General features: G+C 65.3%; 12 protein-coding genes. 8 read left to right on the top strand and 4 right to left on the bottom strand.

The window, feature by feature from the left end; translation table 11 throughout:
- The 5 genes from ACUXVA_RS10160 (at window position 1) to ACUXVA_RS10140 (ending at window position 5,682) form a co-directional block, all read left to right on the top strand.
- Window positions 1-1,245, top strand: coding sequence for an MFS transporter (locus tag ACUXVA_RS10160; protein WP_445491941.1), 1,245 nt, complete (start codon window positions 1-3; stop codon window positions 1,243-1,245).
- A 240-nt stretch (window positions 1,246-1,485) separates the two neighbouring features.
- Window positions 1,486-2,268, top strand: a complete 783-nt coding sequence (locus ACUXVA_RS10155; protein ID WP_445491939.1) for an ABC transporter ATP-binding protein — start codon at window positions 1,486-1,488, stop codon at window positions 2,266-2,268.
- Window positions 2,265-3,125, top strand: coding sequence for an ABC transporter permease (locus ACUXVA_RS10150; protein WP_265080420.1), 861 nt, complete (start codon window positions 2,265-2,267; stop codon window positions 3,123-3,125). The genes ACUXVA_RS10155 and ACUXVA_RS10150 overlap by 4 nt, the downstream gene beginning before the upstream one ends.
- A gap of 29 nt (window positions 3,126-3,154) precedes the next feature.
- Entirely contained in the window at window positions 3,155-4,123 is a 969-nt protein-coding gene (locus ACUXVA_RS10145; RefSeq protein WP_265080421.1) for an ABC transporter substrate-binding protein, read from the top strand.
- 218 nt (window positions 4,124-4,341) lie between these two features.
- Window positions 4,342-5,682, top strand: a complete 1,341-nt coding sequence (locus ACUXVA_RS10140; protein WP_265080422.1) for an amidase — start codon at window positions 4,342-4,344, stop codon at window positions 5,680-5,682.
- Between the two features lie 143 nt (window positions 5,683-5,825).
- Here the strand turns inward: ACUXVA_RS10140 and ACUXVA_RS10135 are convergent, their stop codons facing one another.
- Window positions 5,826-6,368, bottom strand: coding sequence for a cupin domain-containing protein (locus ACUXVA_RS10135; protein ID WP_265080423.1), 543 nt, complete (start codon window positions 6,366-6,368; stop codon window positions 5,826-5,828).
- Between the two features lie 170 nt (window positions 6,369-6,538).
- Between ACUXVA_RS10135 and ACUXVA_RS10130 the strand changes: the two genes are divergently transcribed.
- Window positions 6,539-6,754, top strand: a complete 216-nt coding sequence (locus ACUXVA_RS10130) for a CsbD family protein (RefSeq protein WP_265080424.1) — start codon at window positions 6,539-6,541, stop codon at window positions 6,752-6,754.
- A 268-nt stretch (window positions 6,755-7,022) separates the two neighbouring features.
- On the opposite strand, the gene ggt is transcribed toward ACUXVA_RS10130, so the two are convergent.
- Entirely contained in the window at window positions 7,023-8,609 is a 1,587-nt protein-coding gene (ggt, locus tag ACUXVA_RS10125) for a gamma-glutamyltransferase (protein WP_445491935.1), read from the bottom strand.
- Window positions 8,610-8,773: 164 nt separating this feature from the next.
- Between ggt and trhO the strand changes: the two genes are divergently transcribed.
- Both trhO and ACUXVA_RS10115 read left to right on the top strand, forming a co-directional pair.
- Window positions 8,774-9,580: an oxygen-dependent tRNA uridine(34) hydroxylase TrhO gene (gene trhO, locus ACUXVA_RS10120; protein WP_265080425.1), complete on the top strand. Its 807-nt coding sequence runs from the start codon at window positions 8,774-8,776 to the stop codon at window positions 9,578-9,580.
- Window positions 9,573-9,785, top strand: coding sequence for a SlyX family protein (locus ACUXVA_RS10115; RefSeq protein WP_265080426.1), 213 nt, complete (start codon window positions 9,573-9,575; stop codon window positions 9,783-9,785). Before trhO ends, ACUXVA_RS10115 begins: the two co-directional genes overlap by 8 nt.
- Before the next feature lie 240 nt (window positions 9,786-10,025).
- Here the strand turns inward: ACUXVA_RS10115 and ACUXVA_RS10110 are convergent, their stop codons facing one another.
- Both ACUXVA_RS10110 and ACUXVA_RS10105 read right to left on the bottom strand, forming a co-directional pair.
- Complete coding sequence (locus ACUXVA_RS10110; protein WP_265080427.1) at window positions 10,026-11,564, bottom strand: class I adenylate-forming enzyme family protein; 1,539 nt, start codon at window positions 11,562-11,564, stop codon at window positions 10,026-10,028.
- A gap of 231 nt (window positions 11,565-11,795) precedes the next feature.
- Window positions 11,796-12,401, bottom strand: a complete 606-nt coding sequence (locus ACUXVA_RS10105; protein WP_265080428.1) for a nuclear transport factor 2 family protein — start codon at window positions 12,399-12,401, stop codon at window positions 11,796-11,798.
- Window positions 12,402-12,416: the final 15 nt, after the last annotated feature.

Here is a 12,416-nt window from a genome sequence, read left to right as displayed (position 1 = left end):
ATGACCGAAGCCATTGCAACGCCTGCCGCCGCGCCTGCGAAAAAATCCTTTGCCGCGCTGCGCCACCCCGGCTTCCGCGCCCAGTTCATCACCTATGTGATCGCCATGATGGCGGACAATATCGAGCACGTGATCAGCTACTGGGTGGTGTTCCAGAAATTCCAGTCACCAGCGCTTGGCGGCTTCGCCATCCTGTCGCACTGGCTGCCGTTCCTGCTGTTCTCGGTGGCCTCCGGCGCGCTGGCGGACCGCTTCGATCCGCGCCGCGTGATCCAGGCCGGCATGGGCCTGTTCATCACCGCCTCGCTCGGCTGGGGCTATTTCTTCGTCACCGACACGCTGCAGATGTGGCAGGCCATGGTGCTGCTGGTGATTCACGGCTGCGCCGGCGTGCTGTGGCAGACGCCGAACCAGATGCTGCTCTACGACGTGGTCGGCGGCAAGGATCTGGAAAGCGCGGTGCGGCTCAACGCCATGGCGCGCTATCTCGGCATCCTGATCGGCCCCGCGGTGGGCGGCGTGATCCTGCTGGCGCTCGGCCCGGCCCACGGCATCATGCTCAACACCATCTTCTACCTGCCGCTGGTGCTGTGGCTGATGAAGGCGCCCTACGGCCCCAAATTCCGCAAGGGCACGCCGCCGCCGCGCCGTGCTGTGCGCGGCCTTGCCGACATCGTCACGACCATGCGCGATGTGCGGCCGCACCGGGTGATCGTGTCGATGACGCTGCTCGCCGGCGCGGCGTCGTTCTTCGTCGGCAACGCCTACAGTTCGCAGATGCCGGGCTTCGCCGGCGATCTCGGCCATGGCGACCCAGGCGTCGCCTACAGCTCGCTGCTGGCGGCGGATGCGGCCGGCGCAATGGCCGCCGGCCTCGCGCTGGAAGGACGCGGCCTGCTGCCGCCGCGGCCGCGCACCGCGGTGCTGCTGGCGATATCGTGGTGCGCCGCGCTGACTGCCTTCGCGCTGTCGCGCAGCTATACGCTGGCGCTGCTGTTCCTGTTCGCCGCGGGCTTCCTCGAACTGTCGTTCAGCGCCATGGCGCAGAGCCTGGTGCAGCTCAACGCGCCCATGGAGATGCGCGGACGCGTCATCGGCCTGTTCAACATGGCGAGCCTTGGCCTGCGCGCCTTCAGCGGCATCTCTGTCGGCCTTGTCGGCAGCCTGATCGGCATCCACTGGTCGCTGGCCTTGTCGGCGCTGGCAACCATGACGGTGGCCGGCGGCCTGCTGGCGCTGCGCTGAGCGCACGCACACGAACGCGCAACCTCTTGAAGTCGGGTGTTCTGAACAAAGAACACTGAAGCGTTTTTAAAAAATGCAATTTCGCGCGTTGCACAAATTCGCGCCTCAATGTTTCGAAGCTTGCCCAAAGCGGGAGCAGGCGACGCGCGGATGGCCCACCAAACCTCCGACTTCTTCTGGCATCGGCAATGCCAGATAATGGCACGCAAGTTGCGTTAGAGGCGGCATCAGGGAGAACCGATGCCGCCCATGCCCGTCCAACTCACCGTCAGCAACGTCACCAAGTCCTTCGCAGCCAAGGCCGGCGAGGTGCGCGTGCTCGACGATCTCTCATTCACCATCAACGAACGCGATTTTGTCAGCATCATCGGCCCGTCCGGCTGCGGCAAGACGACGATCTTCAACATCATCGCCGGCCTGCTGGAACCCGATGGCGGCACCATGCACTACCGCGGCGAGGAGATCGAAAGCCTGCGCGGCCGCGTCGGCTACATGATGCAGAAGGACCTGCTGTTTCCGTGGCGCACCGTGCTCGGCAATGTGCTGCTCGGGCTGGAGACGCGCGGCGTCGACAGGCAGGAAGCCGAGGCCAAGGCGCGCGACTATCTCAAGGGTTTTGGCCTTGCCGGTTTCGAGAACGCCTATCCGAAAACGCTGTCCGGCGGCATGCGGCAGCGCGTGGCGCTGATCCGCACGCTGATCATGGATCCCGACATCCTGCTGCTCGACGAACCGTTCTCGGCGCTGGACTACCAGACGCGGCTATATCTGGAAGGCGTGCTGAAGGATGCGGTCGAGACCTACCACAAGACGGTGATCCTGGTGACCCACGACATCGACGAGGCCGTGGCGCTGTCGAAGCGCGTGGTGGTGCTGTCGGGCCGTCCGGCGCGGGTCAAGATCGTGCACAACATCGACATTTCCGCGCACTCGCCCATCGAGGCGCGCAACGACGCAAGGTTCTCCGGCTACTTCAACAAGCTGTGCGCCGAATTGGACATCCAGACCGAGAAGACATCGTGAGCCTCGTGATCCCCAACGCCACCACTGCCACGCCGCTGAAGACATCCAAACGTCGCGCCAGAAAACGCTCGGCCTTCGACACCACGCTCGGCCGCGCCGCGCTGCAATTGCTGGCGGTGATCGTGTTCTTCGCGATCTGGGAGGCCGGCGTGCGCATCGGCTGGATCTCGGCCTTCCTGATGGGTTCGCCGTTCGGCATCTTTGCCCAGGCGTGGAAGCTGATCGTGACCGGCGAGCTGCTGTCCGACACCTGGTACACGCTGTTCGAGGCGATCCTCGGCTTCATCATCGGCACCATCGCCGGCTCGCTGGTGGGCCTGGCGCTGTGGTACTCGACATTCGTCGCCAAACTTGTCGAGCCCTTCATCGTCGCCATCAATTCGGTGCCGAAGATCGCGCTGGCGCCGATCGTGGTGCTGTGGTTCGGCACCGGGCTGATCTCCAAAGTGGCGCTGGCGGTATCGCTCACCGCTCTGGTGGCGCTGATCGCGGCCTATCAGGCGGCCAAGGACGCCGACACCGACCTGCAGTCGCTGATGATCTCCATGGGCGCCGACAAGCACCAGGTGTTCTGGCAGGCGGTGGTGCCGTCGACCCTGCCGGCGATCATCGCCACCTTCCGCATCAATATCGGCTTCGGGCTGGTCGGCGCGGTGGTCGGCGAGTTCATCTCGTCGCAGCGCGGCCTCGGCCACATGATCTTCATCGCCTCCAGCCTGTACGACCTCAACTCGGTCTGGGTCGGGCTGTTCACGCTGATGGTGATGGGCTTCGTCCTCTATTACGTGATCGACATCATCGAGCGCAAAACGCTGCCGTGGAAGATGACCGGCACCTCGCACCAGATCCAGGTTTGAATTTCCTTCCCACCCACGGAGACCTTTCCATGTCGTTGCTCAAGCGTATCGTCGGCGCCACCGCGCTGGCCGGATTGCTGCTCGCCACCCCGGCGATGGCCCAGACAAAGAAGGTGGTGATCTCGCAGGCGTTCCAGTCGATGCTGTACCTGCCGCTCTACGTGGCCATCGACGAGGGCTTCTTCACCGCGCAGGGCCTCGACGTCACCAAGGAAACCGCCGGCGCGCCAAGCGTGGCGCTGTCCGCGGTGATTTCCGGCAGCGCGCAGTTCTCGATCCACGGCCCGGAATGGACCGCGATCGCCGCCTCCAAGGGCGCGCCGGTGGGCATCATCGCCAATGTGGTCAACGGCGCCGCGGTGTGGATCGCCACCGCGCCGGACTTCAAGTTCACCGACATCAAGGGCCTCAAGGGCCAGAAGATCGTCACCGGCACCATGCCGACCACCAGCACCTCGCTGTTCATCAAGCTGCTGAAGGAGAACGGGCTGGACGCCAAGACCGATGTGGAGATGATCCAGGTGGCGATCGGCACCGAGCCCGGACCGTTCCTGGCCAAGCAGGCCGACGTCGCCGTGATGTACGAGCCCGGCCTCGACCAGGTGGTCGCCAAGGGCATGAAGGTGGTGTTCGGCTTCCCGAAGGCCTACGGCGCCTACGCCTTCTCCGCCGTCACCGCGCGCAACGACGTCGACCCCGACCTCGCCCAGCGCGTCACCAACGGCATGGAAATGGCCATGCGCTTCATGGCCAAGGACCCGGCCAAGACGGTGGCCGTCGCGCAGAAGGAATTCCCGACGCTGGACCCGGCGGTGGTGGAATCCGCCGTCAAGCGCATGATCGCCGACGGCGTCTATCCCCCGAGCGTCGACATCTCCGCGCCGTCGCTGAAGGTCTCCATGGATACCCAGATTGCACTCGGCAATCTTTCCGCGCAGCCCGACTACGACAAGTTCGTGGTGAAGAAGTACATCGAACCGGCGCTGAAGCTGAAGTAAGGTCGGACAGCAGATCTCAGGCTCGTGCCCCGGATGCGGTGCAACGCGTCGCACTTGCGACGTGGTGCGCCGCTGATCCGGGGCCCAGCTTGCTGTTAAAGTAGTGGGTCCCGGATCTGCGAAGCGGCATAGCGGCGATGCAAGTGCATCGCCTGAAATGCCGCATCGCCTCCGGGACACAAATTTTGCGTCTGGCGCTTATTTCAGGAAACACCACCATGACCTCCCTCATCGTTCCAGACGCCGGGGTTCTCGAACTGCTGCGCAGCTTCAGGGCCGACGAAGCCTCGGCCGACACCTACGCCGCCGCGCAGCTCGAAAAAGCAAAGGCCATCGAGCCGGTGCTGAAGGCGTTCGAGGTGCTGCCGACCGACATCACGCGAAAGCCCGGGCCGCTGTCCGGCATTGCGGTTGCCATCAAGGACATCATCGCCACAGCGGACATGGTGACCACCAACGGCTCGCCTGTTTACAGGGACCACGTGCCGGCCGCCGATGCCTGGGTGGTGGAGCGGCTGCGCAATCTGGGCGCGACGATTTTCGGCAAGACCGTCTCGACCGAATTCGCCTGGCGGCATCCCGGCCCCACCACCAATCCATGGAACGCCAAGCACACGCCGGGCGGTTCGTCGTCCGGCTCGGCCGCGGCCGTGGCCGCCGGCATCGTGCCGCTGGCGCTGGGCTCGCAGACGCTGGGATCGGTGATCCGCCCGGCGGCGTTCAACGGCGTGGTCGGCTTCAAGCCGAGCTTTGGCGCGATCCCGCGCAGCGGCGTGCATCCGCTCAGCCCCTCGCTCGATCATGTCGGATTTTTCGCGCGTCGCGTCGACGACGTGGCGCTGGCACTGTCACTGCTGGCAGGCAGCAGCGACAGCGATCGCCATGGACGCACGCTGCCCGCGTTCGAAGTATCGATCGCGGATGGCGTGCAACCGCAGGCGATGCCGCGGCTCGCAGTGGTGCGCTTCGCCAAATACGATCGCGTCGAAGCAGCGCAACAGCAGTTGCTCGACGCTGGAATCGAAAAATTGCGCAGCGCCGGCGCTGTCGTGGAGGAACTGGAGCTGCCCGCACTCGACGCCGGCAACTGGGATGCGATCAATGCCATCCTCGCTGCCGAGGGTGCTTCGATCTTCGAAGACCTGGTGACGCGGTTTCCGGATCGCACCAGCGTCAGGCTCAAGGAGCTGGTGCAGAGCGGCAAGGCCATCGCCGCCACCGATTATCTCGCAGCCCGTGCGCAACAGGCAAAACTGCAGGCGGCCTTCTCCGACGATCTCGCCGGCTTCGACGCGGTGCTGACGCTGCCGGCCTTCGGCGAGGCACCGGAGGGACTGGGCTACACCGGCGACGCCGAATATTGCGCGCCGTGGACGCTGCTCGGCGTGCCGGCAATCGCATTGCCCGCGGGCTTCGGCACCAAGGGCCTGCCGCTCGGGCTGCAACTGGTCGGGGCTTACAGGCAGGACCTGCATCTGCTGCAGGTGGCGAAATGGGTGGAGAGCGTGCTGGGGTGGCGCTCCCTCTCCCCGCTCTGCGCGGGGAGAGGGCCGGGGTGAGGGTCGGGGCACGGCATCACCGCGACTGAGCGGCAGGCACATCAGCAAGTGAATATTGAGTCAGTGCCCCGCCCCTCACCCGACATTCGCTTCGCGAATGTCGACCTCTCCCCGCGCAGAGCGGGGAGAGGTGAGAATCGCGGTTACTTCGTCACCGCGCCGTCGGGATGGGTGGGATCGACCCACAGCACGTTCTCGACCTTTTCCGCCGGCTCGATGTCGAGATTGATCGCCACTGCCTCGCCGTCGCTGCGCACCAGCACGCATTCCAGCACCTCGTCGGGGCTGGCGTTGATTTCCTGATGCGGCACGTAAGGCGGCACGAAGATGAAATCGCCGGGACCGGCCTCGCCGGTGAACTGCAGGCGATCGCCCCAGCGCATCCGGGCCTTGCCCTTCACGACGTAGATCACGCTTTCGAGGTGGCCGTGGTGATGCGCGCCGGTCTTGGCGTCGGGCTTGATTGACACGGTGCCGGCCCAGAGCTTCTGCGCGCCGGTGCGGGCGAAGTTGATCGCCGCCTTGCGGTCCATGCCGGCGGTGGACGGCACGTTGGGATCGAGCTTGTCGGCAGGGATCACGCGAATGCCGTCGTGCTTCCAGCGGTCGGGATCGTGGCTGTGATCGTGGTCGTGAGAATGATCGTGCGAATGGTCGTGAGGATGATTGTGGTCGTGTCCGGACATGATGTTGCTTTCGGTGGTTCCGCGGCGCGTCGCGAAAGGATGCGACATCACGTCCCGGAGAGCGAGGAACATTCAACTGAGCTGGCGCTTGTCTCGGCGAAGCTCACGCAGGGCCGGGCATTCGGAAAGTCGTTTTCCCGATGCCGGCCTCAACCCGAGAGGAGTACCCCATGGGTGCCACCACAGACAAGATCAAGGGAACCGCGAACGAACTGGCCGGCAAGGCCAAGCAGGGCATTGGCGAAGCCACGGGCAACGATCGCCTGCAGGGCGAAGGCCTGATCCAGGAAGGCAAGGGCCACGCGCAGCAGGCCGTCGGCGATGCCAAGCAGGCCGCCAAGGATGCCGCCGACAAGGCCGCGGACTTCGCGCACAAGAAACTCTGAGCGAATTTCAGCGGGCGGAGTTTTGACTCCTCCGTACGCTGAGGCGACGCTGCGAAAGCCGGTCCCGCAAGGGGCCGGTTTTTTTGCGTTCAGGAGTTACCAGGACACGACCCGTTTCCCGGACGCGGTGCGGCATTCTTCATGCCGCTCCGCGTCCGGGATCCCCGTGCGTGACAACGGCGGGACCCCGGATCTGCAGCGCACCACGCCGCTTCGCGGCTTGGTGCGCTGCGTCCGGGGAACGGTCCCTCGGTTCGTCACGAGACCCTCAATACCCCAGCGCGCAGCCGTCCTTGCGGGGTTCGGAGCCGCCGGTGAGCGTGCCCTTCTCCCAGTCGATCCAGATCGCCTGGGCGCCGCCCCACGGCGAAACCGGGCGTCCGATGACGTGGCCGATTTTCGCCAGTCCGTCGGCGATCTCGCTGGAGACGCCGCTCTCAAGCCCATAGACGCCCTCGTAATGCAGGCCGCGCGGCAGGTCGATGGCCTCCTGCACGTCCATGCCGTAGTCGACCATGTTGGTCAGCACGTGGGTTTGCCCAACCGGCTGGTACTGGCCGCCCATCACAGCGAACGACATTTTGGCGCGGCCGTTTTCCGTCGTCATGGAGGGGATGATGGTGTGCAGCGGGCGCTTGCCCGGGGCGATGCAGTTGGGATGGCCGGGCTGCACGCGGAAGCCGGCGCCGCGGTTCTGCATCACCACGCCGGTCTTGTTCGACACGACAGCCGAACCGAACGCATGCGCCACCGAATTGATGAACGAGCAGACGTTGCGATCCTTGTCGATCACGGTGATGTAGACGGTCTCGGGATTGATCGGCGGCTTGACGTCGGGCAGTTCGACCAAAGCGTCCATGCGAATTTTTGCGGCCCAGTCGGCGGCGAACTGCTTGGAGAGAATGCGCTCGATGTCGATGCCGACATAAGCGGGATCGCCGATGTCCTGCTCGCGCATCAGGTAGGCGATGCGCGCAGCCTCGGCCTCGAGGTGGAAGCGCTCGATGCTCAACGGCGGATATTTGGCCAGATCGAAGTTGCTGAGGATGTTGAGCATCACCAGCATGGTGATGCCCGGGCCGTTGGGCGGGCACTGCCAGACGTCGAGGCCCTTGTAGTTGGTCGACAGCGGCGTGGTGCGCTCGGTCGTGTGGTCGGCGAAGTCCTGCATGGTGTGCAGGCCGCCGTTGGCGCGCAGCGTCTCCACCATGTCCTCGGCGACATAGCCCTTGTAGAAGCCGTCGGGGCCGAGCCTGGCGATGGTGCGCAGGGTCTGGCCCAGTTCCGGCTGCTTCATGACGTCGCCGGCCACCGGCGCCTCGTTGTTCTTCAAGAGATAGCGCGGCGCATTGATGCCGGCGCGGATCTTCTCGAGATTGTTCTTCCAGTCGAAGGCGACGCGCGGCGCCACCACATAGCCCTCCTCGGCGGCCTTGATGGCCGGCTGCAGCAGGGTGTCGAGGCCGAACTTGCCGTGATCCTTCAGGATCGTCGCCCAGGCATCGATGGAGCCGGGAACGGTAACCGCGTGCGGGCCCGTGGTCGGGATCGCATACATCTTGCGCTCCATGTACCACTCCGCGGTCGCGGCCTTCGGCGCGCGGCCGGAGCCATTGTAGGAATGCACCCGGCCCTCGCCCTTGGGCTGGATCAGCGCAAAGCAGTCGCCGCCGATGCCGGTGGACTGCGGCTCGATCACCCCCTGCAGCGCGCAGGCGGCCACCGCCGCGTCCGCCGCCGTGCCGCCGGCCTTCAGCACCTCGATGGCGGTCAGCGTCGCCTGCGGATGCGAACTCGCCGCCATGCCGTTAAGTGAATGGACCGTGGAGCGGCCGGCGAGATGGAAATTCCTCATGCCAAGATTCTCATTTCAGGTGGTTTGCGCCGATCGGGCGCCGGTTTGGAGACGGGGAACGCAGCGTATCTGGCATGCCAAGGCCGTCGAGGGCAATGCTCAGAGCGGGATGACGGCTGTGCGCCGGCCTTTCCCCGGCTCCGCGGCGCTGGTAAACCCCCGCCATGTTCAAGGTTGCCGCTCTCTACCAGTTTGCCGCTTTGCCGGATTTCGCCGAGCTGCGCGAACCGCTGCGGGTGCTGTGTGCCGGCCTCAATCTCCGGGGCAGCGTGCTGCTGGCCGAGGAAGGCATCAACGGCACCGTGGCGGGCACCGACGACGCCATCGACGCCCTGGTGGCGGAGCTGACGCAGGGCGCGCTGTTCGGTGGACGGCTGGACCGGCTCGAACTGAAATTCTCCCGCGCCTCGGCGATGCCGTTTCTGCACCTGAAAATCAGGCTGAAAAAGGAAATCGTCACGCTGGGCGCGCCGCACGCCGATCCCACCCGGCAGGTCGGCACCTATGTCGATCCCGCCGACTGGAACGCGGTGATGGCCGATGACGACACGCTGCTGCTCGACACCCGCAACGCCTTCGAGGTGGCGATGGGCACGTTCGAAGGCGCGGTCGATCCGCAGATCAAGAGCTTCGGCCAGTTCAAGGACTTCGTCGCCCGCACGCTCGATCCGGCGAAGCACCGGAAGATCGCGATGTTCTGCACCGGCGGCATCCGCTGCGAGAAGGCCAGCTCCTATTTGCTGGCGCAGGGCTTTGCCGAGGTCTTTCACCTCAAGGGCGGCATTTTGAAATATCTCGAGCAGGTGCCGGAGCGGGAGAGCCGCTGGCGCGGCGACTGCTTCGTGTTCGACGGCCGCATCGCGCTCGGCCATGGACTCAAGGAAAGCCAGTCGATCGCCGCGGACGCGCCGATCAATTCCGACGATTTCGACCTGCTGCACGCGCGCGCGAAAGAGGCCGCCCATGACTGAGGCCGAACTGAGCGCGCGCATCGACGCGCTGGAAACCCGCCTGACCTATCAGGACGAGACCATCGAGACGCTCAACGCCACCATCACCGCGCAATGGAAGCAGATCGACGCGCTGACAAGGCAGGTCGCGACATTGGGCGAGCGCGTGCAGGAAGCCGAGCACAATTCCGGCGCGCCCAGCAACGAACCGCCGCCGCATTATTGAGATCAAGCGAAGGCGCAAATGGTCTCCCTCCCCCGGAGCGCAGCGCAGCCGCGCGAGGTGGGGAGGGTCGGCCGAACGAAGCGATGCGCAGCATCGCTAAAGTGGAGGCCGGGGTGGGGGCGCACCAAGCTCGGTGGCGTATGTTGCGCCGCCCCCACCCGACCGGCCTGACGGCCGGCCACCCTCCCCACCACGCGAAGCTTCGCTTTGGGGGGAGGGATAAGAAGCCTGCCTCGCTGCTTACGATGCAGCCCCCATCGCCAGTCTCTGATCCCGCAACTCGCGCTTCAGCACCTTGCCGATGGCGCTGCGCGGCAAAGTATCGACCAGCGCGACGTCGTTGAGGCGCTGGAATTTGCCAACGCGAGAATTGGTCCATTGCTTCAGCTCGGCGGCATCCACCGCCGCACCCGGCCGCAGCACCACGAACGCCACCGGGGTCTCGCCCCATTCCTCCGACGGCATCGCCACGACAGCGGCTTCCAGCACGTCGGCATGCCCCGTCAGCACGGCCTCGAGATCGCTGGGATAGATGTTGAAGCCGCCGGAGATGATCATGTCCTTCTTGCGATCCATCAGCGTGAGGAAGCCGTCCTCATCGAAGCGGCCGACATCACCGGTGCGGACATAGCGCTTGCCGGTGGCGTCGTGCCAGAACGTTTCGGCGGTCTTGGCGGGCTGGTTGAGATAGCCCTGCATGATGACAGGCGAATGGCCGAAGATCTCGCCGATCTCGCCCGGGCCGACCGGCTTGCCGTCGTCGTCAAGCAGGATGATCTCGTGGTCGGGCATCGGCTGGCCCACGGTGTGCAGCTTGTCCGGGTGCTCATGTGCCAGCAGCGCGCAGGAGCCGCCGCCCTCGGTCATGCCGTAATATTCGGTGAGCCCGCCGGGCCAGCGCTTGAGGATGTCGGCCTTCAGCGCCGCGCCGAACGGCGCCGAGGTGGAGAACTTCATCACGAAAGAGGAGAGGTCGAAGCTGTCGAAATCCGGCAGCGCCATGATGCGGCGATACTGCACCGGCACCAGCATGGCATGGGTGGCGCGGTGTTTGGCGCTGAGTTCGAGGAAGCCACGGGCGTCGAACTTCTTCATCAGCACCACGGTGCCGCCGCCGGCGAAGGTCGGATTGAAGCAGACCAGAGTGGTGTTGGAATAAAGCGGCGTTGACAGCACGGTGACGGCGTCCGGCCCATAGCCGAGCGGATCGAGCTGGCCGTACTGCCGCCAGCGCAGGTGGTGGGTGTGGACGATGCCCTTCGGCGTGCCCGTGGTGCCGGAGGAATAGATGATGTTGAACACCCAGTCCGGATCGACCGTCACCGGCGCGGGTTTTGCGGGAGCGGCGTCACACCAGGCGCTGAATGTCTGTCCGGCGCTGCCGTTGTCTAGCGCGACACGCTGCACGCTAGGCTCAATCGCCGCCGAGGCCAGCGAGACTGCGGTGGCGTCGTCCATGAACAGGATTCTTGCGTCGGCATCCTTGACCATGGCGGCGAAGTCGACGGGCGTCGATGACGGCGCCAATGGTGCCACCGCGACGCCGGCACGCAGGGCACCGAGGAACGTGGCGACATATTCGATCGAGCTCAGCGCGCAGATCGCGATCGCCTCGCGTGGCTGCACGCCGCTGGCCTGCAGGGCCGCAGCGACGCGATCGATCAGCGCATCGAGCTGCGCGTAAGTGAGCTGCCGGTCGCCATCGATGACGGCGATCCTCGCAGGGCTGGCCTCGGCCGTGTTGCGCACCAGCGCGTCGAGGGTGATGAAGTCGGGCATGTGGAGTCTCCCTTTTACTTTTTTGTTGTTGTAGCACCGAAGCGAATGGTCGCCCTCCCCCTTGCTGGGGGCGGGTCGGCCGAACGACGACGATGCGCAGCATCGTCGGAAGTGGAGGCCGGGGTGGGGGGGGGGGGGGGGGGGGGGGGGGGCAAACTCATCTGTAGCGATTGTGGCCCCCCACCCCCGACCCTCCCCGCAAGGGGGAGGGGAGAAGCAGCGCGCTTCTATCTACCTGTCGAGCGTCTCCCCATTCAGCCATTTCTTCCCGCTGACATACAGCGCTTCCACGGCGGCGCCGCGCAGGCCGGGCATGTCGGGTTTGATCTGGTAGCCGATCTGGCTCTGCAGATAGGCTAGGTGGCGATAGCCGTCCGGGAAACTGTTGAGCAATTTTTCGTCCAGCACCAGCGGCGCGTTGGGCATCACGGTGTCCATGCGGTCCTTCTCGTAGATCGGCTGGCGCAGCACCATGCCCCATCTGCCGTCGCGCTTTTCGAGAAAATCGTAGAACCGTCCGGTCAGCGTCACGTCGACCACGACGCCATGCACCGGCGCGCGCTGGGCGATGGTCATCTTGGTCTGCGACACCGCGCGGGTGCCCTTGAGATCGATCGACTGGCCGCCGAGGAAATGCATGATCGACACGCCCTTGGCCCAGCCTTCCTTGCTCATGGCGATGAATTCGTCCGCGGTGCCTTGCGTCCAGGTCGCCATCATGCGGCCATCGTCGAACCAGACGGTGCGGAAGCGGTCCCAGTCGCCGGCGTCGCGCCACAGCACCCAGTTTTCGACGAGGTCGCGGATGGCAAGCCGGTCGAGAATCTCTATATCCATGATGCATCCCTGCTG

The organism is Rhodopseudomonas sp. RCAM05734, from assembly GCF_052658035.1.
Note: the sequence above shows the minus strand (reverse complement) of the source record. Positions and strands in the feature narration are given on the sequence as shown.